Origin of the sequence: Nocardia concava NBRC 100430 (genome assembly GCF_000308815.1) — a bacterium.
Lineage (GTDB): Bacteria > Actinomycetota > Actinomycetes > Mycobacteriales > Mycobacteriaceae > Nocardia > Nocardia concava.
This window is the reverse complement of sequence record NZ_BAFX01000139.1, coordinates 23903-45251: the sequence shown is the minus strand read 5'-3', so window position 1 is coordinate 45251 and position 21349 is coordinate 23903. Positions and strand designations below refer to the sequence as shown.

The following is a 21349-nucleotide window of genomic DNA, read 5'->3' as shown; positions in this document are numbered from 1 at the left end:
CCGTCAGGCGGGCTCGACCTTGATGGTCATGCCCGCCTTGCGCAGCCGCTCGGTCAGTGCGTCACCCATGGCCGAGGCCGGGGTGAGAATGCCCGCCAGCTCCGGCAGGTCGTCGAAGGCCAGGCACAGCCCGGACTGACCGAGCATGACCGAGGTGGCCTGATAGCCCGGATCGCCCTTGCCCGCGAACGTGCACAGGTACTTCGCGCCCGAGGTGGTGTGCGCGAAGGTGCGCATGGTGAACCAGCCGCTCTTGCGGGCCCTTTCGCTGGGCCCGGTGCCCGGCTTGGGCACGATGCGGTCGATCAGCTTGCGGCCCACCGACACTCGCGACAGCACCGCGCCCGCCGCCATGGTGGCCACGATGCCGCCCGCGATACCCGCCGCGACCAGCGGCGCGGCCGTCGACGAACCCGCGCTCATGACCTCGCGGTAGCGGAAGTTCTTGCCGTACGGCCAGCCCAGCAGGCCGTTGGAGCGGCGCACGATCTTGGTGTTGTGCGCGCCCATGATGAAGGTCGCCACCCAGCCGTCCAGGCTCGGATCGATTGCCGAGGCCCGCGACAGCGCCTGATCGCTCTGGCGGCCGACATCGGGCTCCATGGCCTTGTCGGGGCTCAGCGAATACGGGTGCGACATGATCGAGCCCTTGCGCGGATCCTCCGCGATGGCCTCCATCATGGCGCGCCCGGAGTCGATGGTGCCGCCGCTGGCCCCGCCCTTGAGGGTGGCGACCAGGGTGACATCGGTGAGCTCGCCGGTATTGTCCGCGACGGTGCGCTTGTACAGCTGGTACACGCTCAGATCCGACGGAATCGAGTCGTAGCCACAGGAATTCACGATCTTCGCGCCGGTCTCGGCGGCCTTCTCGCCGAACCGGTCGATACAGTCGCGGATGAACAGCGGCTCACCGGTGAGATCGGCGTAGTGCGTGCCGTTCTCGGCGCACGCCTGCACCAGCGGGAACCCGTAGCGCAGGTACGGGCCGACGGTGGTGACGACCACCTTGGTCCGCGCCGCCAGCGCGTCCAGGCTGGCCTGATCGGTCGAATCCGCCTGCACCAGCGGCCATTCCGCGGCGCCCGCCCCCAGTTCGGCACGTACTGCGGCCAGCTTCTCCGCCGACCGCCCCGCCAACGCGATGCGGGCGTCCGCGGGTGCGGCCTCCAGCAGGTACTGCGCGGTGAGCTTTCCGACGAAACCGGTCGCTCCGAATAGGACGATGTCGAATTCCCTGTTGGCCATTGCTTTTCCCATCGGGTCGGGTTTACGCCTTCGCGGCGCGCTTGCGAGTCTTCCTGGCGGGCCCCCCGGTGGTCGGCGTCGGAGCCGGGCGGCTCGCCAGCCATTCATGGTGTGCGCGACCGAGTTCGGTGACGGGTTCGTCCCCGTACAGCCACTCGCGTGCGATGCGATGCCAGTTGCCCGTCGCTTCCAGCTGCCCGAGCATGCCGAAGGTCAGGAAGTCCGCCCGCCGCGAGAACAGATGCTCCGGCGGCAGATTCTGCTGCTTCATCCCCTCGAAGTCAGTGGCCCGCGGATCCACCGCCAGCACGAAGGCCCCGGACGCCAATTCGGGTGTGATGGTGAGTTCCTCGTCCACCAGCGCCCACTCGCACGCCGCCAGCACGTACTCCAGGCATTCCTCGGGCGTGATCTCCTCCGGCGATTCGATGACGCCGCGCTGGATCATCAAGTCCCGCAGGTCCTCCGCGCGCTCCTCGGCCGCCGCGCGAATGCAGATGGCCTCGAACTGCACGTGCTCGGGGTCCATCCGGTTGTAGAGCCCGAAATCCAGGAACGCCACCCGCCCGTCCGCGCCCAGCAGCAGATTGCCCGGATGCGGATCGCCGCAGAACTCGTTGAAGGTGAACAGCGAGCCCACATAGAAGCGGTAGATGATCTCGCCGATCCGATTCCGCTCCGCCGCCGGCAGTTCCCGGATCTCCTCGAACCCGCGGCCCGGGAAGTACTCGCTCACCAGCACGCGGGTGGTGGACAGCTCCGGATAGGTGGTCGGCACCACGATGAACGGATGCCCGCTGAAAAGCTCCGAAATCTGCTTCTGGGTATTGGCTTCGGCGACGTAGTCGAGTTCGCTCTCCAGATTCAGCCGCAGCTCGTCGAGCACGGCCGGGGTCACCCACGGCATGGCCGACTGCAGGATGCGTCGGAACATGGCCAGGTTCTTCAGATCCGCGCGCACGGCCGCGTCGATGCCCGGGTACTGCACCTTCACCGCGACCTCGCGGCCGTCGTGCAGGGTGCCCTTGTAGACCTGCCCGATCGAGGCGGCGGCAACGGGTTCCGGATCGAATTCGGCGAAGACGGCTTCCAGCGGCTTACCGAAGTCCTCCTCGATGACCGCCTTCATGACCTCGAACGACACCGAGGGCGCGCTGTCGCGCAGCACCGCGAGCCGCCGCTGGAATCGCTCCCGATGCTGCGGCGGAACCAGATCCAGGTCCAGCACGGACAGCATCTGGCCGAGCTTCATGGCCACACCCTTCATGGTGCCCAGCACCATGACCATCTGCTCGGTGGCCCGGATCATGGACTCCTCGGCCATGCGCGCCCGCACGGCCTCGGAGCGGCCGCGCATCGATCGTCGAGTCTTCTGAGCTCGCAAGGCATTACCGGCAACGGCAATCCCCAGCTTCGTCCCCCGCGCGAGCCTGGATGTGGGCAGCTCTTTCGCCATCAGTGACCCTCCATGGGAGCCAACACCCCCGTTGGTGCCGACACGGCGAAACCGCATGACTGGTCCGCCACGAGTCAGCCTAACCACACTGAGAACTCGAGTGCTAGCTGTCAGCTAGCAGTATTTTCGGGATCCGGTAGCACGTGCGGCTTGGAGTTGAAGTAGTGCCGATCGCCGCCCGCCCGGACCATGCCCTCGATGGCGCTCCACGCCATCATCGTCAGGTAGTCGAGCATTTCCTCGCTGGACATGGTGCGGTTGGAGATCCACCAGTCCGTCGCCAGCTGCACGCCGCCGACCAGCACGTAGGACCACAGCATGGACCCCTCGGTCTGCACGTTGCGGTCGAAGGACTTGTCCACGATGACCGCCGAGACGACCTGCGCGAAGAGCTTCTCGAAGTCGGCGAGGGTGGAGGTGTCGGTGGCCGAGCCGTTGCCCATGATGAATCGGTAGACGTCGGTATCGGAATCGACCGTGTGGACGTACGCCGCCAGCGTGTTGCGGACCAGTTGGTATTCATCGAGGTCGTCACTGATCGCCTCGTAGATGCGCGGCATCAGCGTGGTCTCGATGAACCGCTCCATGGTGGCGCGGGTCAGATCCTGCTTATCCGAGAAGTACCGGTACAGCACGGTTTTGGAGACGCCGATCTCGGCGGCGATCTCATCCATCCCGGCATCCCCGCCGCGCTTGCGGATGGCGGCGAGGGTGCCGTCCACCAGCTCCTCGCGCCGATCGATCTTGTGCTGCTGCCAGCGGCGTTTGCGGCCGTCGACGCGACCACCGCGTGGGCCGGTGGCCGCCTCCATGGCGGCACTCACGGTGCCTTTGGTGGTCACGCTGCGTTGGCTCCTTGTTCGCGTCCTGGGCCTGGGCCTATTCAGCTTAAGCCTCCCATGCTGTGGAACGGCGTCGATCGGGACGGGCCGGGCGGCGGGGAGTTCGTCACACCACGAGCCAGAATGGAAGATATGGAGCAACCTGTGGGCAGTGCCGGGGTCCTCGACACCATCGAGCCCGGGCCCAGGAAGACCACACCGTCGGGCGGCGGTGCCTTCGCCGAATTCCTGGACGAGGACGGCAAGAAGCGCGAACTCTGGCGGATGAAGGCCATCGCCACCGGCTTTCTGCTGGCCGCCACCATCATCTACATCCTCTGCGCCTGGACCGATTCGCGCGGTGCGGGCGGGGCGTGGGTCGGCTATGTGAAGGCCGCCTCGGAGGCCGGCATGGTCGGCGCGCTGGCGGACTGGTTCGCGGTCACCGCGCTCTTCCGTCATCCGCTGGGCCTGCCGATTCCGCACACCGCCATCATTCGCAAGAAGAAGGATCAGGTCGGCGCGGGCCTGGGCGAATTCGTGCGCGAGAACTTCCTCTCGCCCGATGCCGTGGCCGACAAGGTGAATTCCGCGCAGATCAGCCTGCGCCTGGGCCGGTGGATGGCCGAACCCGGCCACGCCGAACGCATTTCCGACGAGAGCGCGACGATTCTGCGCGCGGTCATCGGCGTGCTGCGCGACGAGGACGTCGAGCAGATCATCGATCAGACCATCGTCAAGCGCATCGCCGAGCCGCTGTGGGGCCCGCCCATCGGCCGGGTGCTCAACGAGCTGATCGCCGACAACCGGCAGGCCCCGCTGCTGGATCTGCTGGCCGAGCGCGCACACCAGTGGGCGCTGGACTCGCAGGAGACGCTGGATCGCATCGTGAACCGCGACGCGCCCTCCTGGGCCCCGAAATTCGTGAATTCGCTCCTGGCCGAGCGCATTTATCGGGAGCTCGTGGAATTCACCTGGAAGGTGCGCACCCAGCCCGACCACGAGGTGCGGCTGGCGGCGAATCGTTTCCTCGAGGATTTCGCGAACGATCTGCAATTCGACGACGCCATGATCGAGAAGGCGGAAAAGATCAAGACCGAGCTGATGACCCGCCGCGAGGTCAACGGCATGGCGCAGGCCACCTGGCGCGCGGCCAAGCGCATGATCCTGGAATCGGCCGACGATCCGAATTCCACGCTGCGGCGCAAGGTCTCCGACAATGTCCAGCAGCTGGGCGAGCGGCTTTCGGCGGATCCGGCCGTGCGTGACAAGGTGGACGGGTGGCTCGAGCGGGGCGTCCGATATCTGGTCGCCAATTACGGCGCCGAGTTCGCGACCCTGGTCAGCGATACGGTTGCCCGCTGGGACGCGGACGAGGCCAGTCGCAAGATCGAATTGGCCGCGGGCAAGGATCTGCAATTCATTCGCATCAATGGCACGGTGGTCGGTTCCCTGGCGGGCCTGGTCATCTACGCGGTATCGCATTTGCTGTTCAATGCCTGAACAATTGTCCAAAATGCGTCGCGGGCGCGGCGCCGGGTGTTTGCCCGAATGGTGCTAGCAGAGCGCTTGCAAGAGCTAGCACCCCGTCCTAGAATTGACCGCACAACCGCCGGAAGGTGAGTGATGAAGCACGATCCCGAGGTTCCCGAACCGATCGAGGGCGACGCAGCGGAGACGTCCGCCGCCGGAGACCGGTCGGGCCGCGTAGCCAACGCGGCTCACGACATCGGGGGCTTCATCCGGTCGCAACGCGAGGCCGCCCAGGTCTCCCTGCGACAGCTCGCACAGCTGGCGGGGGTGAGCAATCCGTACTTGAGTCAGATCGAGCGGGGGTTGCGCAATCCGTCCGCCGAGGTGCTCGCCCAGATCGCGAAGGGTCTGCGGGTCTCCTCGGAGGTCTTGTACATGCGGGCCGGGTACCTCGAACAGAGGCCGCACGGCCCCGTCCGGGATGCCCTACTGGCCGACGATCATCTGACCGAACGCCAGAAGCAGGTCCTCCTGGACATTTACGAATCGTTCCGACGGGAGAACCAGACGGACGAGGACAGAGGGGACGCAACGAACCTATTGGGGGGCGTTCCCGGGGGAAACAGGGACAACGAGGTTCCGCACCGCACAACCGAAGTTCCGCCACGCCAGGAGAACGAACCATGACCGAGCCCAAGCTCACCGCCACCGTGACCAAGCCGCTCTACGCCACCGTCGGTGCGGGCGACGCCCTCTACGCCACCGTGCTGGACGTCGTCACGCAGATCCGCGAGCGCGCCAACTCCGCCGACGTGCAGGGCCGCATCGAGGAAGCCCGCGAGCGCTTCGCCAACCTGCCGGCCGACGTGCAGGGCCAGGTCGAGACCCTGCGCCAGCGCGTGCAGGCGCTGCCGTCCGAGCTGCCCGAGGACCTGGCCGAGCTGCGCGAGAAGGCCACCCCCGAGGAGCTGCGCAAGCTGGTCGACCAGTACTACCACCAGCTGCTCGACCTGTACGCCGACCTGGCCGCCCGCGGCGAGGAGACCGTCGAGAAGGTGCGCCACAGCGAGTACGTCGAGTCGCTCATCAGCCGCGGCGACGCCTTCCTGAACCAGGACGCGGTGGCCGCGACCCAGGAGGCCTTCGACAAGGCGCGGGCGCAGGCCGAGGCGGCCTTCGAGAAGGCCTACGAGCAGGTCGGCCCGTACATCGGCCGGACCGCCAAGGAAGAGGCCCCGGCCGAGGAGGCCGTGGACGCCGAGGTCGTCGACGTGACCACCGAGACCGCGCCCGTCGAGGACGCCCCGGTCAAGAAGGTCGCGCCCGCCAAGAAGGCCCCGGCGAAGAAGGCTCCGGCCAAGAAGGCCGCGCCCGCCGCGAAGAAGTAATTCGCGCACAGTCACCACTCCGAAAAAGCTCGAGGCCCTCGCACAATGGCGTGCGGGGGCCTCGAGCCGTTTGTAAGCATTGTGTTCGGATGCTCGTGTCGCGATGAGAAGCCCTGGTGGCCAAGGCCTTGCTCCGTATGATGTGTGGGGTGATGGGAATTACCGGATTGATTCTGTGGGTGCTGCAGCTGTGCGCGCTCGGTATGACGGTGTTCGCCCTCGTGCATGCGATTCGCCAGCGTCCGGATGCCTTCACGGCCGTGGACAAGCTGACCAAGCCGGTGTGGATCGCCATTCTGGCGGCCTCGTTGGGTGCGCTGCTGCTGGCCCAGACCCCGGTGGGGATCCTCGGCATCGCGGCGGTCATCGCGACCGGTGTCTACCTCGCCGATGTACGACCCAAGGTCGATGAGATCCAGCGCGGGCCGCGCTGGTAACTCCATTTCAACGCGCCACCGAACCCTTCGGCCGCCGCCCGGATCACCGGGTGGCGGCCGATTTTTTCACACCAACCCCCTGGCCAGGGGTGAGGTCGGTTCCGACTCGGAAACTTTTCGGGTGCTTGCACTAGCAAGCACCGGGTGACGCGGGTTACTGTATCGAGCAGTAACACAAAGGAGTGTCCTTATGAAGGCAACGCTGCCTCATCCTGCGGACCTCGGCCGGAAGGTCCGCGACCTGCTGCGCGAGCATCGCGCGGACCTGCGCACCCGGACCTACGGCAACGCGGATCTGAATCCGCCGACCGGTCCCCGCGAGGTCGTCCCGGTCACCGCCTCCGATGGCGCCCGGCTCCGCGTGCACGCCTACGGCCCCGCCGACGGCAATGTCCTGGTGCTGGTGCACGGCTGGACCTGCTGCCTCGAATACTGGAACCCCCAGATCAACGCCTTCGCCGGTGAGTACCGCGTCATCGCCTACGACGTGCGCGGCCACGGCGAGAGCGAGGCGGGCACCGCACCGCTCACCACCGATCAGCTCGCCGACGACCTCGCCGATGTGCTGGACGCGGTCCTGAAGCCCGGCCAGCGGGCCGTGCTGGTGGGACACAGCCTGGGCGGCATGACGATTCAGGCCTGGGCGGGCCGGTACCCGCAGCGGGTGCGGCGACAGCTGCTCGCGGTGCTGATGACCAATACCGCGGCCGGTGATCTGATCGCCGAGACCACGGTGGTCCCGTTCTTCAATCGCGGCCTGGTCAAGCTGCCGTTCGTGGTCGGTCTGCTCGGCTTGAGCGCCACCATCGGCTTCCCGTCGATCGCGCCCGTGAAGTGGATCTTCCGGCGGCAGATCATGAGCCTGGCAACGGTCGGCGATGTCGCCGACTTCGCCCAGAACATCGTGCGTTCGTGCCCGGCGCGGGTGCGCGGCCGGTTCGGAACCCTGTTGTCCTACTTGGATGTCGGGCGCGGCGCGGCGAATCTGACGGTGCCGACCACCGTCATCGCGGGCTCGGCCGATGACATGACCCCGCCCGTGCACGCCGAGCGGATCGTCGAAATGCTCACCGCGGCAGGCAGTTTGGCGGGTTTCAAAATCCTGCCGACCGGGCATCTCGGAAATGTGGAGGCGTACCGGGAGTTCAACGACGAACTCGCCCTGGTCGCCGAGTCCGCGTTCGGCACCGCGGCGCGGGTGGTGGGTGCCTGAGGGTTGGTTCCGGCCACCCCTTGGGGACCTTATCGGGGACGTCCACCGACCCGAACATTGTTGTATAGCAAGAAGATATATACGTGCTTGCCCTAGCAAGCACCCCGGTTAGCGCGCTACTGTGGTCTGGAACACAAAGGAGTGCTCATGTTGGTGAAACTGCCGGAGGCGGGCGTGGATGCGCTGACCGCCCCCTTTCGCCCCGGACTGCGGTCCCGTCGCTACAAGACGGCTTCCTTCAACACCCCGCGTCCCGCCGAAATCATTCCCGTAACCACCCGTGACGGCGCGAAACTGCGTGTGCACGCCTACGGTCCCGCCGACGGCGAGGTCATCGTGCTGGCCCACGGCTGGTCCTGCGCCATCGAATACTGGAATCCGCAGATCAACGCCTTCTCCGGCGAGTACCGGGTGATCGCCTTCGATCAGCGCGGGCACGGCGAAAGCGACAGCGGCAAACGGCCTTTCAGCGCCGACCAGCTGGCCGACGACTTCTCCGACCTGCTCGACGCCGTGCTGGGGCCGGACCAGCGAGCGGTGCTGGTCGGACACAGCATGGGCGGTATGACGATTCAGGCCTGGGCGCAGAAGTATCCGGAGCAGGTCCAGCGCCGGGCCTCCGCGGTGCTGCTGGCCACCACGGCCGCCCGGCAGATTCCCACCCGCGCCACCGTGATTCCGCTGCTCAACGATGTCATCCCCGGTCCCGAGTGGCTGGCCGTGGCGCTGTTCGGCACCCCGGTCCCGTTGCCCGGCGGCGCGGCGATCAACCTGGTCGCCAAGAGCCGGCTGGCCAATCCGGCCGCCACCCGCGACGAGGTCGCGTTCGGTGTCTCCATCGTGCGGTCCTGCCGCCCGTCGGTGCGCGCGGCCGTGGCCCGGGGCCTGGTCAAGCTGGATCTGCACGGCGCGGCCGCGAACCTGACCGTGCCGACCACGGTCATCGCGGGCTCCTACGATCGGCTGCTGCCCGAGGTGCACTCGCGCGAGATCGCCGACACGCTGGAAGCCGCGGGCTACCTTGACCGCTACGCCGTGCTGCCGACCGGGCATCTGGTGAACATCGAGGCACAGCACGCCTTCAATATCGAACTGCACCGGGTCATCCGGACGGCCCGCCGCGGGAGCGTCGCCGCCGCGAGCTGACGCTATTCGAAGACGACCGTGCGGCGGCCGTGCACCAGCACGCGGCCCTCGAGGTGCCAGCGCAGGCCGCGGGCCAGCACCACGCGTTCGATATCGCGGCCCTGACGGACCATGTCGCGCACGGTGTCCGAGTGGTCGATGCGGGTCACGTCCTGTTCCAGGATCGGGCCCGCGTCCAGCTCGGCGGTGACGTAGTGGCAGGTCGCGCCGATCAGCTTCACGCCGCGCGCGAAGGCCTGGTGGTACGGGCGCGCGCCGACGAACGACGGCAGGAAGCTGTGGTGGATATTGATGGCCTTGCCCGCCCAGTGCTCGCACAGTTCGGCGGGCAGCACCTGCATGAAGCGGGCCAGCACCACGGCGTGCGGGTCGTGGGCGTCGACCAGTTCGCGGACCTGTTCGAAGGCCGGGCCGCGTTCGGCCGGGTCCTTGGGGAACGGCACATAGTGGAACTTGATGCCGTGCGCCTCGGTCATGCCGGCCAGGTCCGGGTGATTGCCGATGACGGCCTCGATGGTGGCGGGTAGCTCACCGCTGGTGGCGCGGCCGAGCAGGTCGTGCAGGCAGTGGCCGTCCTTGGAGACGAGCAGCACCGCGCGGCGGCGTTCGCCGGAGTCGAGCAGCTGCCAGTCGGCGCCGAGGTCGGCGGCGATGGCGCTGAAGCGGTCGCGCAGCTCGTTCAGATCGAACGGCACGGTGGCGGCCTCGATGGCCTGCCGGGTGAAGAACCAGCCGGTCTCCAGATCGGAGTGGTAACCTGCCTCCACGATCGAGCCGCCGAAATCGGCGATGAACGAGGTGATGCGGGCGATGATGCCGGGACGGTCCGGGCAGCCCAGGGTGAGCACGTAGCGACGGTCGTCCGGGGTAGAACTCATTCGGACATCTTCCCAGCAACCATTCGGCGCGGGATCAAAGGGGTGAATCCGTGCTTCCGGTCACAACTCATAAAAGGCGTCGGCGTAGCGGAATTCGCCCTTGATCTCGAGTTCGTAGGCGGTCAGGGGGCGGACCTGGAAGTGGGAGGTCCAGTCGGCCACATCGGGGACGATGCCCAGGCGGGTGCCGGGGACGAAGCCGAAGCGGGGGTAGTACTCGAGGCTGCCGAGCAGGCCGACGAGGGGTTCGTCGAGGGCGTCGGCGGCGCCCAGGGCGGCGTGCATGAGGGCCGAGCCGATGCCTTTGCCCTGTTGGTCGGCGTGCACCCCGATCGGGCCCAGGGCCAGCACCGGGAACGGGCCGATGCCGGCTCGGGTGAGGCAGACGTGGCCGACGATCCGGTCCTGGAATTCCGCCACCAGCGACAGGGTCGGGATCCAGGCCGAGCCGTCGTCGCGCAACTGGTGCACGAGACCGACTTCGACGGGATCGCCGACCTGGGGAGAGACGGGGATATCGCCTTCGGGAGCCGCGGAGCGATCGAAGGCGCTGCGGTGCACCGCGTCGATCGCTACGGCATCGCCGGTACGTTCACGACGGATCAGCACACCTACAAGCATGCGCGACGGCGACGGCGGCCCGCAACGAAATTCGCCGGGCATATGCCAAACTCGGTGCTCATGGCACAGATTTCCCGTCGTGACGTGGCGGCGATGATCGATCACACCCTGCTGGCCCCCGAGGCGACCCCCGCCGATGTCGCCGCTCTCGTCGACGAGGCGCGCGAGCTGGGGGTGTTCGCGATCTGCGTATCGCCGTCCATGCTGCCGGTGCGCGCGCCCGGGCTGGTGGTGGCCACGGTCGCGGGTTTCCCGTCCGGCAAACATCATTCGCTGGTGAAGGGCGCCGAGGCGCGGCTGGCCGTGGACCAGGGCGCGGCCGAGGTGGACATGGTCATCGACGTCGGGGCGGCCCGGGCGGGGGACTACAACGCGGTGCTGAGCGACATCGTCACGGTCCGTGAGGCCGTCGGTGACCGGGCGCTGCTCAAGGTCATCCTGGAGTCCGCGGCGCTGAGCGACGAGGCGATCGTCGAGTCGTGCCGGGCGGCCGAGAAGGCGGGCGCGGACTTCGTGAAGACCTCCACCGGTTTCCATCCAGCGGGCGGGGCGAGCGCACACGCCGTGCGGCTCATGGCCGACACCGTCGGCGGGCGGCTGGGCGTGAAGGCCAGCGGCGGCATCCGCACTTCGGCGCAGGCGGCGGAGATGATCGCCGCCGGCGCCACGCGGCTGGGACTGTCGCGTTCTCGTGAAGTGCTGGAAGGGTTTCCGGGCTAGCAGTTGACCGGTTGCTGCTGCTGGCTCTGATCGGCGGCCTGCAGTTCGGCCGGGCCGCCCTGCAGCGCCACATGCAGGCCGTCCTTGGTGACCTCGACCTTGGTGGGCTTCAGGCCCATCGGGTAGCTCTGCAGGCTCTCCGACATCAGTTCCACGATGCCCGAGACCAGATCGGTGGGCAGGCCGAACCCGAGCAGCGACGCCTGCAGGGTCTCGACCTGGATCTTGTCGCCCACGATCTTGGGTTTCACCTGCAGCTGGGCCAGCCCGCCCAGCACCGCGAAGCTCAGCGTGCCCGAGTTCGGGTCGGAGGTGGTGCCGGTGACCAGGCCGCCCATGGTCTTGGTGATGCCGTCATTGCTCCAGGTGACGTCGGCGCTGGAACTGCCGATGGTGCCGCCCTGCTTGCCGTCGTCCTTCAGCGCGACGTCATTGAAGGTGGCGTGCACGACCATGCCCTGGGCGGGGCCGAACTTGGTGTCGTCGCTGTCCACCGTCACCGAGGAGACCTTGTTGTCGAACATGGTGAGCAGCAGCGGTTTCCAGCCGAAGGACACATCGATCTTGGAACCCATCTGGGCCTCGAACTGCGAGCTGATGCAGGACTCCACCTTGTGCCGGGCGTAGGCCTCGCCACCGGCCAGGCCGCCCACCAGCAGCAGCGCCACCACCAGGCCGACGATCAGCAAGGCCTTCTTGCGATTTCGCGGCTTGCCCGGCGAGCCGCCCTGTCCGCCACCGACATTCACCGGCGGCGGCGGGGTGCCGGGCGGTATCGGACCGGCCGCGTAGGCGGCGTCGCCGGGGTGGATCGCCTGGGTCGGGTGCGCATCGAGGACTTCGGTGCGATGGTGGCCGAGGACCTCGGTCGGGTGCTGATCGAGGACCTCCGTGGGTTGCTCGACGTGCTGCGCGTGCGGGTCGGTCCACCACTCGGTCGGTTGTGAGTCGGGCTGCGTACCTAGGACTTCGGTGGGCGTGCTGTCCGGTTTGCCGAGGTCGAGCGGCTGCGCGGCGGGATCCGCCGGCTGCGCGGGATTGGCGTCACGGGTGGTCGCGTCGTCCGAGGTCGGGTTCGAACTCATGGAGCCGATTCTTCCCGAGGTTTCTGAGTGAGCTCTGTGCTTCCCGTGAGGTGTCGGCTTACCGGGGTGGATTGTGACGTAACGCACATGAGTGCGGCTTATTCTGAATGTCATGGCTGGGAACGCGGCACCGGAGCCCGATCCGGAACACGGATGGCTGGCGTTGCGGGACCAGGCCGCCCTGCACGCCGGATATTTCACCACCCGCCAGGTGCTGCGCACCGGCTGCGAGAACCTGATTCGGGACGGGTTGCGTGACGGCAGCATTCTGCGTTCGGGCGTGGGGCTGCTGCGGCTGGCCGACTGGCCCGACGGGCCGCTCGACGAATACGCCATGTGGGCGGCGTGGTTCGACGGTGCGGCCGCGGTCTCGCATCACAGTGCCGCCGAACTGCACGGTCTCGGACGGCTGCGGCCCCGGTTCGTGCACCTGTCGGCGCGGGTCGGGCGGTTTCCGCTCTCGCCGCGACTGGTGGTGCTGCGGCGCAGTTTCGCGCGCAATGACGTGGAATCGGCGGGGGCCTTTCTGGTGACCACGCCGCTGCGCACGGTGCTGGATCTGGCCGAGGCGGGCATCGGGCAGGCCGCGCTGGACGAGGTGGTGGCCGACGCGGTCGCCATCCACCGCTGTGCCCGCGCCGAAATCCGTTCCGCCAGTGCCGCTCTGGATCCGGCGACGGCGGCGCGGCTGCATCGCTCGTTGAGCCGCACCCAGCAGGACCCGCGATAGGGATTTCACGGCGCGGGGTTCGAGTTTTCCGGCGCGAGATTTCGTGGCAGGGTGACTGTTCATGGGCAAGGTCAGCGCGGGCGTGTGGGATCTGGTGTTTCCGCCGGGACCGCCCGATCTGATCGCGGACATGTTCTCGGCGGCCGTGGTCGCCGACGCGATTCGGCCCTATGACGCCGATCTGGCGCAATCGGTGGAGACCTGCCGGGACTGGCGGCGCGGGTATCACCGGGTCTTCCGGGGGATGACGGCGCTGGCCATCGGCGCGCCCGAGGTCTCGCTCGGCATGGCCGCGGCGGGCCTGAAATCGGTGCGGCACATGCTGCGCTTCGCGGTCGGGCGCACCGTCGCCGCGCTGGACACCGTCGACGTGGACGCCGAGGCCGCGGCGGCCGGGCTGGAGACCGGCGAGGTGGCGGGCGAGGGCACGGCGGTGAAGCGGCTCGAGGTGCCGTGGCGCGGGCAGGTGCTGGCCGAGGAATCGCTGCGGCTGCGCCTGGCCGAATGGCAGACCCACGGGATTCTGGAACCCGACTTCGTGGCCGCCGTCGAGCGGGTCATCGACCATCCGGAATGGTTGCGGCTGCCTGGTTTCCGGGTCACCGTGACCGGCGCGGGCGCGGAGCTCGGGCCGTTGCGGCCGCTGCTGGCCTGGGGTGCGGATGTGCTCGCGGTGGATCGGCCGGGGCGGGCGCGCTGGGACAGGCTGCGGTCGATCGCCGCGGCCGGGGCCGGGATCATGCGATTCCCCGTCTCGGACAACGAACCCGGCGTCGACATCTCCAGAAGCTTTCCCGCACTGGCCGGTTGGATCTCCGCGCACAGCGACGCCCGCCCGGTGCTCGGCCTCTACGCCGAACTCCCCGGCGCCGCCGGGGTGCGCCTGGCCGCCGCCTCCGACGTCCTCGCCGAAACCCTGCTGCGCCACCACCCCGACGCGGCCCTGGCCCTGCTCGGTTCCCCCACCGACACCTACGCCGTGCCCGCCTCCGTGGTGGCCGCCGCCCGAGATCAACTGGCGCAGCGCGGTTTCCGCGGCAGCGCCCAGGACCTGATCCACCGCGTCGCACCCCACTCGCTGTACCGCCTCAACTACACCCGCCCGATCTTCGACACCGACGGCGGCGCCTGGGGTCTGTTCGACAACCTCCCCGCCCTCGCGGGCCCGGATTACGCCCTGGCCCAACGCCTTCCCCGCTGGCGAGCCGTCCTCGCCCAACAGTCGGGCCACCCCGTCTCCTTCACCGTCGCCCCACCCGCCTGGACCCGCACCCTCACCCGCGAACCCGCCTGGCGCACCGCCGCCTACCGCGCCTCCGCCCGCTTCGGCATCGAGGTCTTCGACCCCGCCACCGCCCGCACCCTCCTCGCCGCCAAACTGGTCGCCGACCTGAATCCGCCGGAGGAGTCTCCGGTGTCCGAGGCGGATGGGGCCCGAATGTCCAACCCGGAGGCACTTTTCGCGACCGGTGCGGCCCACGGCGGCCTGTGGCGGCAGCCGTTCGCCCCGCGCTCGCTGCTCGCCCCCGCCGCGATCTCCGGCACGGTCCGGGAGCTGCTCCACAAGCTCCAATGATCCGCGGCATTTCTCCGTCATCCCGGCATGCTTTCTCCGTCATCCCGGCATGCTTTCTCCGTCATCCCGGCATGCTTTTGGCCGGGATCCATACCCCGAGTGGCCCAGCGAGTTCAGTAGATTCCGGCCAAAAGCACGCCGGAATGACGAGGTGGCGGACCGCTCAGGGCAGGGGTGCGACGGCGGACCAGGGGACGGTCAAGATGTTGTCGCGCAGGCGGCGTCGGTAGGGGCGGAGCGGAAATCCTTGCAGGCGGAGGAGATCCGCGGCGTGGCGCCAGCGGACTCGCGGGCCGTAGGGGGCCAGGGGAGCGGCGACGGCCCAGGCGCGGTCGGCGGCGGTCAGCAAGGTGTGGATGGGTTCGCCGGGGATGTTGCGGTGGATGAGTGCCTTGGGGAGGCGTTCTGCGATGTCGGAGGGGGTTTCGACGGTGAAGGGGTCCCAGGCGAGGGTGAGGGAGAGGGGACGGGCGCGGTCGAGGAGGATCCAGGCGCAGCGGCGGCCTAGTTCGTCGCAGGTGCCGTCGAGGAGGAGGCCGTCGGGGGCCAGGCCGGACTGGATGGTCGACCAGGCTTCGGGGACAGCGGATTCCGGGTATTGGCGCAGCACGTTGAAGGCGCGGACCAGGGTGGGGCGCAGGCCCGCGAGTTCGAAGCCGCCGCGCGCGAAGACCACGCCGTCCCGGGCGGGAACGACGCGGTCCGGATCGATTTCCAGGCCTACCACGCGCAGATCGGGCCGGACGGTGCGCAGACGGGCCGCCATTTCCAGGGTCGTGAAAGGCGCGGCGCCGTAACCGAGATCGACGACGAGCGGGTCGGAGGCGTCCAGCAACCTCCGGGCGACCAAGGGGTCGTGCATGAGCCACCGGTCGCTGCGGCGCAGTCTGTTGATACCGGTGGTGCCGCGGGTGATCGTCCCGATCGGTTTGGTCAGCCGACGGGGTAGTGCTGATCCAGCCAGTTCTTCGTCACCTCGGCCTCGGCGCGGAACAGGTCCACCAGGTTCACCAGCATCAGCTGTTCGAGCTTGCGCCCGAAGAACGGCACATTCACCTGCGCGTGCGAGGAGATGCGTAGCGTGCAGCCGGTTTCGGTGGGGAACAGGCGCATGGTGCCGCCGAGAGTGCCTGGGCTGCCGGGGATTTCGGCGACGTATTCGCCGGTCACCTCCGGTCCGAAGGGCCCGTAGGTCTCGCGCCGGGTGATCACCATGTCCTTGTGCACGACCATCTGCGCCATATCGGGCAGCTGGTCGCGCGGGAGTACGTGCCGCAGTTCGACCGTGATGCCGTCCTCGCCGGAGTCGAGGCCGAGGATGTCGTTCGGGGAGTGCTTGCGCAGTTCCTCGATGCGGGCATCCCAGTGCTCACGGTTCATCATCGCCGCGTACACCTCTTGGGTGGTGTGCAGCGGATACCGCGCGGAGTAGTCGAGTCGGCGGGCCACGATCGCTCAGGTTACTGCCGGGCGACCCCCGTCAGTGCGAACTCAGCCAATTGTCGGTGAACTCGGCCTCGCGCTCCAGCAGCGCCAGCAGGTGCTCCTGGATGGCGGCCTCGATCTTCTTGCCGAACAACGGGATCTTCACCTCGATGGACGCGTCGACCACGAAGGTGGAGCCGGAGCCGTCATCGGTGACCGTGAGCGTGCCGTTCACGTTCGCGGGCGCGCCGTCCACGTGCGCCTCGACGGTGCCGCCGCTGCCGTGCCAGGTCTCGGTGCGCGGAATGACCAGACCGTCCGGCTTGATCGCGGTGATCTGGCTGGGCAGTTCCTCGGCGGGAATCGTCTGCACCATGTCGACGCGCACGTTGTCGCCCTCGATGACGAGGTTCTCGATGCGCGCGTTCGGGCCGCCCACCGCCTCGATGCGGTCCTTCCAGTACTGCTGGTCGGCGAACGCCGCGCGCACGGCGGCCATGGGATGGGTCGAGTGCGCGGTGAAGGCCAGAGGTGTCGCCATGGTCGGACAGGCTACCGTCTGTGCCTGTGCGTACTTCTCGGGTGGTGTCCTTCGACGACCTGCGGGACCTGTTGGCGGGGACCGGCGCGCGGCCGCGGGCCGACGTGCCGCTGGCGGAGCTGACGACCCTGCGGGTCGGCGGCCCGGCCACCGTCGCCGACTGCGACAGCACCGACGCGCTGGTGGCGACCGTGCGCGCGCTGGACGCGGCCGGGATTCCGGTGCTGCTCATCGCGGGTGGTTCCAATCTGCTCATCGCCGATGCGGGCTTCGACGGCGTCGTGGTGCGGATCGCGACCGAGGGCGTGGAGTTCACTGCGGACTCGGTGATCGCCGAGGCGGGCGCGAACTGGGACACCGTGGTGGCCGCGACGGTCGAGGCCGGATTCGGCGGCCTCGAATGCCTGTCCGGCATCCCGGGTTCCGCGGGCGCGACGCCGGTGCAGAACGTCGGCGCGTACGGCGTCGAGGTGGCGGGTTTGCTGCGCCGGGTGCGGTTGCTGGACCGCGCGACCGGCGAGATCCGCTGGGTCGAGCCGGCCGAGCTCGGATTCGGTTACCGCACTTCGGTTCTCAAGCACAGCGACGCGGCGGTGGTGCTGGCGGTCGAATTCGGGCTGCGCGCCGACGGTTCCAGCGCCCCGCTCGGCTACCGCGAGCTGGCGAACGCGCTGGGCGCGGCCGAGGGCGAGTCGCGTCCGGCGGCGCTGGTGCGCGCGGCGGTGCTGCGGTTGCGGGCGGGCAAGGGCATGGTGCTGGATCCGGACGATCACGACACCTGGAGTGCGGGCTCGTTTTTCACCAATCCGGTTATTCCGGACGCGGAGGTGGCGGGGGTGCGCGCGGCGATCGCGTCACATGTGGGCCCGGACGTGGCCGTGCCCACGTATCCGGCCGAGGGCGGGGTAAAGTTCTCCGCGGGCTGGCTCATCGAGCGCGCCGGCTTCGCCAAGGGCTTTCCGGGCGACGGGGCTCCAGCGCGTTTGTCGACCAAACACACGCTGGCGCTGACCAATCGGGGTGCGGCCACCGCGACCGATCTGGTCACCCTCGCCCGCACGGTTTGCGACGGGGTTGCTGAGCGCTTCGGCATTCGCCTGGAGCCCGAACCCGTGACCGTGGGTGTGAGCCTGTAGCGAGTGGCTTGCGCCACCATTTCAGCGTCCGGGATACACGGTTTGCGGGGGTAGGGTCGAGAAAGTGAGCAATCGAGGACTGTCCCGTCGCGGGGCCATGCGGGCCGCGCTGGTGGCGTCGATGGCAGCGATCGCGGCGGCGTGTTCGTCGTCGAACAAGGGTGGTGGCGGCTCCGGGAAGCCCGCCGAACCGGTCGCGACCGTCAAGCTGGAACCGGGCAACGGCAGCGAGAACGTCAACCCGACGACCCCGGTGACCGCGACGGTCACCAACGGCCGCATCGACCAGTTGACCCTGACCAATGCCAACGGCAAGCAGGTAACCGGCACCTTCGATGCGGCTCGCAGCAAGTTCACGGTGAACGAGCCGCTCGGCTACGGCGTCACCTACACCTGGGCGGGCACCGCCACCGGCACCGACAACAAGCCGGTGCCGATCGACGGGAAGTTCACCACCGTCAGCCCCAAGGCGACCGCGCCGGCCACCATCAATATCGGTGACGGCCAGGAAGTCGGCATCGCCGCGCCGATCATGCTGCAGTTCAAGGGGCATATCGAGAACAAGGCGGCCGTCGAGAAGGCGCTGACCGTCACCGCGACCCCGGCCACCGAGGGCTCCTGGGCCTGGCTGCAGGACGACAACGGCGGCTCCCGGGTGCACTGGCGTCCGCGCGAGTACTGGCAGCCCGGCACCACCGTGCACGTCGGCGTCAAGCTCTACGGCCTGGACATGGGCGGCGGCCTGTTCGGCGACTCCGACCTCACCTCCGACTTCAAGATCGGCCGTTCGCAGATCGTGCGCGGCAGCGCGCCCACGCATCGCGTCCAGGTGATCCGCGACGGCCAGACCGTCTTCGACTTCCCGTGCAGCTACGGCGAGGGCAACGAGAACCGCAATGTCACGCGCTCCGGCATCCACGTGGTGACCGAGAAGTACGAGGACTTCGTGATGTCCAACCCGCCGTACTACACCAACGCCCGCGAGCGCTGGGCCGTCCGCATCTCCAACAACGGCGAATTCATCCACGCCAACCCGGAATCCGCGGGCGCCCAGGGCAATTCCAACGTCACCAACGGCTGCATCAACCTCAGCACTGCCGACGCCCAGGCCTATTTTCCCACCGCCCTCTACGGCGACCCGGTAGAAATCACCGGCACTCGCATCCCCCTCTCCGCCGCCGACGGCGACATCTACGACTGGACCATCGACTGGGAAACCTGGAAGGGCCTCTCCGCCCTCCAGGGCGAACCCAAGAACCAAATCTCCGCCACCCCGCTACCCCCGCAGCCGGTCGGCGGCCGCTGACACGACAACCGACGCCCGGTCGCCGCGAAATTCGGTGGCCGGGCGCGGCCATACCTGCGTACAGTCCTCCTGGTACAGCGAACGACGATGTGGGCGGGCCGGATTCGGTCGGTTATCGGATCATGATGTCGCGGGTTCGAATCCCGCCGAGGACTGCAGTCCTCGTAGCTCAGCTTGGTAGAGCGCATGGCTAAACCCCGGTCGATACACCACGACCGCTCACCCGTCGTTCGCCATGACGAGAAGGACGGGCCGAAGCCGATCGGTTATCTGGCATCTGAGGTTCGAATCCTTGCCGGTCCCCGGAGCGATCCGAGGGCCGGTTCCGGTGGGCATCCCACGCCCGTCCGCTCTTGTCGCACACGTCGGAAGACGGGCCGGAGTTGATCGGTTAACGCCTGAAACGCGGGAGACGCAGGTTCGAATCCTGCCGATGGGCGAAGGCCCGTCGTGGTCGAGTGGCCCAAGACGCCTCAACGCCGGTCGGCACAACACGCCCGTCTTCCCCACGCCTCAATTCGATTGGGGCCGAACGAGGAAGAGGTGAGCATGGACGTCTACCGTGACATCAACCTCCGCGCCACCCCGCAGTCCGAGCGGGCCGATGCGCGGCAGGTCCGTAACAGCGCCGGGGGATACACCTTCGAGGTGACCCCCGAGGTGCGGCTGCGCCGATTCCTCACGCTCGGCAGCGACGCCCCGACGTACTACACCAGCGCGCGCGACCTGACCAAGGAAAACGCCGCTGTCGTACTGGATTTCGCGGAGCACCGCACCGCGGACCTGGTCACGGAGATCGTCGCCGTGTCCACGGCGGGCCGTGCCCCGAAGCAGAATCCGGCCCTGTTCGCGCTCGCCGCGGCGGCTTCGCTCGGCGATGCCGACGGTCGCCGGACCGCTCTGGACGCCCTGCCGTTGGTGGCGCGCACCGGAACTCACCTGTTCCTGTTCGCGCGCTACATCGAGCAGTTCCGCGGCTGGGGTCGTGGCCTGCGCCGCGCCGTCGCCAACTGGTACGTGGAAAAGTCCGTCGACGACCTCGCCCACCAGACCGTCAAGTACCGCTCGCGCGAAGGCTGGACCCACCGGGACCTGCTGCGCCTGTCGCACCCGGAAACCGATCAGGCCGACCGTCGCCGCCTGTTCGACTGGATCTGCCGCCGCGAGGCTTCGCTGGATGGTCTGCGTCTGGTCGAGGGCTACCAGCGGGCTCAGACCGCGCCGGTACGCGAGATCCCGGGGCTGGTGCGCGAGTACCGGCTGTCGTGGGAGATGCTGACGGATGAGGCAATGGGCGACCCCGCCGTGTGGGAGGCGTTGCTGGACAACGGAATGCCGCAGACCGCGCTGATGCGCCAGCTGCCGCGCCTGACCCGGCTCGGCCTGCTGTCCCCGCTCAGCGCGTGGACGAAGGCCGTCGCAGACCAGCTGTCCGACCGCGACCGCCTGCGCAAGGCGCGCGTGCACCCGGTGAACGTGCTTGTCGCGCAGCGCACCTACGCGGCCGGCCGGTCCGTGCGCGGTGAAAGCACCTGGGAGCCTTCGCGTCCGATCGTCGATGCTCTCGACGCGGCGTTCTACGCCGCATTCGAGGCGGTCGAGCCGACCGGCAAGGGGCACCTGCTGGCCCTGGACGTGTCCGCCTCGATGACGTCGTCCATCTCCGGCCTGCCGCTGTCCGCCCGCGAGGCATCCGCGGCGCTGGCGTTGGTCACCGCGTCGATCGAATCCGACTACGACATCATGGGATTCACGTCGGCGGGCGGCGCTTACCGGGACAGCGGCCTCACACCGCTGTCGATCAGCCCGCGCCAGCGGCTGGACGACGCGATCCGCGCGATCAGCGGCCTGCCGTTCGGTGGGACCGATTGCTCGCTGCCGATGCTGCACGCGCTGAAGCACGAGCTGCACGTCGACGTGTTCACCATCATTACCGACAATGAGACGTGGGCGGGTCGAGTGCAGCCGCATCAGGCTCTCGCGCAGTACCGCCGCAAGGTGAACCCGGCCGCGAAGCTGGTGGTGATCGGCATGACCGCCACCAACTTCAGTATCGCCGACCCCGCCGACGCCGGAACCCTCGATATCGTCGGCTTCGATTCGGCGGTACCGACCCTGCTGGCCGACTTCGCGCGCGGTGTGACCGCCTGAC

Annotated in this window: 21 protein-coding genes; 12 read left to right on the top strand and 9 right to left on the bottom strand. The window is 68.4% G+C overall.

What is annotated here, in order from left to right:
* Positions 1–3: 3 nt before the first annotated feature.
* The 3 genes from ON43_RS32545 to ON43_RS32535 form a co-directional block, all read right to left on the bottom strand.
* Positions 4–1245 (bottom strand): saccharopine dehydrogenase family protein, encoded by a 1242-nt coding sequence (locus ON43_RS32545; protein WP_040813674.1) that lies wholly within the window; start codon positions 1243–1245, stop codon positions 4–6.
* 22 nt (positions 1246–1267) lie between these two features.
* Positions 1268–2701 carry an ABC1 kinase family protein gene (locus tag ON43_RS32540; protein ID WP_051179546.1) on the bottom strand — a complete coding sequence of 478 codons (1434 nt, stop codon included), beginning with the start codon at positions 2699–2701 and terminating at the stop codon, positions 1268–1270.
* Positions 2702–2811: 110 nt separating this feature from the next.
* On the bottom strand, positions 2812–3513 hold the full coding sequence (locus ON43_RS32535) for a TetR/AcrR family transcriptional regulator (protein ID WP_040813762.1): 702 nt from the start codon (positions 3511–3513) through the stop codon (positions 2812–2814).
* Between the two features lie 162 nt (positions 3514–3675).
* Between ON43_RS32535 and ON43_RS32530 the strand changes: the two genes are divergently transcribed.
* The 6 genes from ON43_RS32530 to ON43_RS32505 all read left to right on the top strand — a co-directional run bounded on the left by ON43_RS32530 (position 3676) and on the right by ON43_RS32505 (position 9179).
* Positions 3676–5025, top strand: a complete 1350-nt coding sequence (locus tag ON43_RS32530; RefSeq protein ID WP_083913886.1) for a DUF445 domain-containing protein — start codon at positions 3676–3678, stop codon at positions 5023–5025.
* A gap of 123 nt (positions 5026–5148) precedes the next feature.
* The gene (locus ON43_RS32525; protein WP_051179545.1) at positions 5149–5682 is read left to right on the top strand and encodes a helix-turn-helix domain-containing protein; all 534 of its coding nucleotides are present in this window, start codon (positions 5149–5151) and stop codon (positions 5680–5682) included.
* Entirely contained in the window at positions 5679–6383 is a 705-nt protein-coding gene (locus ON43_RS32520; RefSeq protein ID WP_040813673.1) for a hypothetical protein, read from the top strand. The genes ON43_RS32525 and ON43_RS32520 overlap by 4 nt, the downstream gene beginning before the upstream one ends.
* A 140-nt stretch (positions 6384–6523) precedes the next feature.
* The gene (locus tag ON43_RS32515; RefSeq protein WP_040813756.1) at positions 6524–6820 is read left to right on the top strand and encodes a DUF2516 family protein; all 297 of its coding nucleotides are present in this window, start codon (positions 6524–6526) and stop codon (positions 6818–6820) included.
* 190 nt (positions 6821–7010) lie between these two features.
* On the top strand, positions 7011–8033 hold the full coding sequence (locus ON43_RS32510; RefSeq protein ID WP_040813672.1) for an alpha/beta fold hydrolase: 1023 nt from the start codon (positions 7011–7013) through the stop codon (positions 8031–8033).
* Positions 8034–8180: 147 nt separating this feature from the next.
* A complete protein-coding gene (locus tag ON43_RS32505) occupies positions 8181–9179 on the top strand; it encodes an alpha/beta fold hydrolase (RefSeq protein ID WP_040813754.1) in 999 nt (332 codons plus the stop codon).
* Positions 9180–9181: 2 nt separating this feature from the next.
* Here ON43_RS32505 and purU read toward each other — a convergent pair whose 3' ends face one another.
* Together purU and ON43_RS32495 are read right to left on the bottom strand one after the other, a co-directional pair.
* Positions 9182–10057, bottom strand: a complete 876-nt coding sequence (gene purU / locus ON43_RS32500) for a formyltetrahydrofolate deformylase (protein ID WP_040813671.1) — start codon at positions 10055–10057, stop codon at positions 9182–9184.
* A gap of 60 nt (positions 10058–10117) precedes the next feature.
* Positions 10118–10666 (bottom strand): GNAT family N-acetyltransferase, encoded by a 549-nt coding sequence (locus ON43_RS32495; RefSeq protein ID WP_040813670.1) that lies wholly within the window; start codon positions 10664–10666, stop codon positions 10118–10120.
* A 72-nt stretch (positions 10667–10738) separates the two neighbouring features.
* On the opposite strand from ON43_RS32495, the gene deoC reads away from it, so the two are divergent.
* Entirely contained in the window at positions 10739–11398 is a 660-nt protein-coding gene (gene deoC / locus ON43_RS32490; protein ID WP_373283513.1) for a deoxyribose-phosphate aldolase, read from the top strand.
* On the opposite strand, the gene ON43_RS47080 is transcribed toward deoC, so the two are convergent.
* Positions 11395–12483: an LmeA family phospholipid-binding protein gene (locus tag ON43_RS47080; protein WP_086008075.1), complete on the bottom strand. Its 1089-nt coding sequence runs from the start codon at positions 12481–12483 to the stop codon at positions 11395–11397. The two genes, deoC and ON43_RS47080, sit on opposite strands and share 4 nt — an antisense overlap.
* 112 nt (positions 12484–12595) lie before the next feature.
* Here ON43_RS47080 and ON43_RS32480 point away from each other — a divergent pair, with 112 nt between their 5' ends.
* Together ON43_RS32480 and ON43_RS32475 are read left to right on the top strand one after the other, a co-directional pair.
* On the top strand, positions 12596–13213 hold the full coding sequence (locus tag ON43_RS32480; protein WP_040813669.1) for a hypothetical protein: 618 nt from the start codon (positions 12596–12598) through the stop codon (positions 13211–13213).
* 61 nt (positions 13214–13274) lie between these two features.
* Positions 13275–14789, top strand: a complete 1515-nt coding sequence (locus ON43_RS32475) for a hypothetical protein (RefSeq protein ID WP_051179544.1) — start codon at positions 13275–13277, stop codon at positions 14787–14789.
* Between the two features lie 163 nt (positions 14790–14952).
* Here ON43_RS32475 and ON43_RS32470 read toward each other — a convergent pair whose 3' ends face one another.
* The 3 genes from ON43_RS32470 to ON43_RS32460 all read right to left on the bottom strand — a co-directional run bounded on the left by ON43_RS32470 (position 14953) and on the right by ON43_RS32460 (position 16755).
* Positions 14953–15651: a hypothetical protein gene (locus ON43_RS32470; protein ID WP_040813668.1), complete on the bottom strand. Its 699-nt coding sequence runs from the start codon at positions 15649–15651 to the stop codon at positions 14953–14955.
* A 71-nt stretch (positions 15652–15722) separates the two neighbouring features.
* Positions 15723–16238 carry a DUF2505 domain-containing protein gene (locus ON43_RS32465; RefSeq protein WP_040813667.1) on the bottom strand — a complete coding sequence of 172 codons (516 nt, stop codon included), beginning with the start codon at positions 16236–16238 and terminating at the stop codon, positions 15723–15725.
* 31 nt (positions 16239–16269) lie between these two features.
* Positions 16270–16755, bottom strand: a complete 486-nt coding sequence (locus ON43_RS32460; RefSeq protein ID WP_040813666.1) for a DUF2505 domain-containing protein — start codon at positions 16753–16755, stop codon at positions 16270–16272.
* A 44-nt stretch (positions 16756–16799) separates the two neighbouring features.
* Here ON43_RS32460 and ON43_RS32455 point away from each other — a divergent pair, with 44 nt between their 5' ends.
* From ON43_RS32455 to ON43_RS32445, 3 genes are all read left to right on the top strand, one after another.
* The gene (locus ON43_RS32455; protein WP_051179556.1) at positions 16800–17891 is read left to right on the top strand and encodes a UDP-N-acetylmuramate dehydrogenase; all 1092 of its coding nucleotides are present in this window, start codon (positions 16800–16802) and stop codon (positions 17889–17891) included.
* Positions 17892–17988: 97 nt separating this feature from the next.
* Positions 17989–19197, top strand: coding sequence for a L,D-transpeptidase (locus tag ON43_RS32450; protein WP_040813665.1), 1209 nt, complete (start codon positions 17989–17991; stop codon positions 19195–19197).
* Positions 19198–19746: 549 nt separating this feature from the next.
* The gene (locus ON43_RS32445; RefSeq protein WP_040813664.1) at positions 19747–21348 is read left to right on the top strand and encodes a TROVE domain-containing protein; all 1602 of its coding nucleotides are present in this window, start codon (positions 19747–19749) and stop codon (positions 21346–21348) included.
* Position 21349: the final 1 nt, after the last annotated feature.

Bases quoted from the DNA above. Each gene is read 5' to 3' on its own strand.
- ON43_RS32520 (WP_040813673.1), top strand. From the start codon at position 5,679: ATGACCGAGCCCAAGCTCACCGCCACCGTGACCAAGCCGCTCTACGCC.
- ON43_RS32445 (WP_040813664.1), top strand. From the start codon at position 19,747: ATGGACGTCTACCGTGACATCAACCTCCGCGCCACCCCGCAGTCCGAG.
- ON43_RS32530 (WP_083913886.1), top strand. From the start codon at position 3,676: ATGGAGCAACCTGTGGGCAGTGCCGGGGTCCTCGACACCATCGAGCCC.
- ON43_RS32510 (WP_040813672.1), top strand. From the start codon at position 7,011: ATGAAGGCAACGCTGCCTCATCCTGCGGACCTCGGCCGGAAGGTCCGC.
- deoC (WP_373283513.1), top strand. From the start codon at position 10,739: ATGGCACAGATTTCCCGTCGTGACGTGGCGGCGATGATCGATCACACC.
- ON43_RS32475 (WP_051179544.1), top strand. From the start codon at position 13,275: ATGGGCAAGGTCAGCGCGGGCGTGTGGGATCTGGTGTTTCCGCCGGGA.
- ON43_RS32460 (WP_040813666.1), bottom strand. From the start codon at position 16,755: ATGGCGACACCTCTGGCCTTCACCGCGCACTCGACCCATCCCATGGCC.
- purU (WP_040813671.1), bottom strand. From the start codon at position 10,057: ATGAGTTCTACCCCGGACGACCGTCGCTACGTGCTCACCCTGGGCTGC.
- ON43_RS32540 (WP_051179546.1), bottom strand. From the start codon at position 2,701: ATGGCGAAAGAGCTGCCCACATCCAGGCTCGCGCGGGGGACGAAGCTG.
- ON43_RS32525 (WP_051179545.1), top strand. From the start codon at position 5,149: ATGAAGCACGATCCCGAGGTTCCCGAACCGATCGAGGGCGACGCAGCG.
- ON43_RS32515 (WP_040813756.1), top strand. From the start codon at position 6,524: ATGTGTGGGGTGATGGGAATTACCGGATTGATTCTGTGGGTGCTGCAG.
- ON43_RS32480 (WP_040813669.1), top strand. From the start codon at position 12,596: ATGGCTGGGAACGCGGCACCGGAGCCCGATCCGGAACACGGATGGCTG.
- ON43_RS32505 (WP_040813754.1), top strand. From the start codon at position 8,181: ATGTTGGTGAAACTGCCGGAGGCGGGCGTGGATGCGCTGACCGCCCCC.
- ON43_RS32450 (WP_040813665.1), top strand. From the start codon at position 17,989: ATGCGGGCCGCGCTGGTGGCGTCGATGGCAGCGATCGCGGCGGCGTGT.
- ON43_RS47080 (WP_086008075.1), bottom strand. From the start codon at position 12,483: ATGAGTTCGAACCCGACCTCGGACGACGCGACCACCCGTGACGCCAAT.
- ON43_RS32545 (WP_040813674.1), bottom strand. From the start codon at position 1,245: ATGGCCAACAGGGAATTCGACATCGTCCTATTCGGAGCGACCGGTTTC.
- ON43_RS32535 (WP_040813762.1), bottom strand. From the start codon at position 3,513: ATGGAGGCGGCCACCGGCCCACGCGGTGGTCGCGTCGACGGCCGCAAA.
- ON43_RS32470 (WP_040813668.1), bottom strand. From the start codon at position 15,651: ATGCACGACCCCTTGGTCGCCCGGAGGTTGCTGGACGCCTCCGACCCG.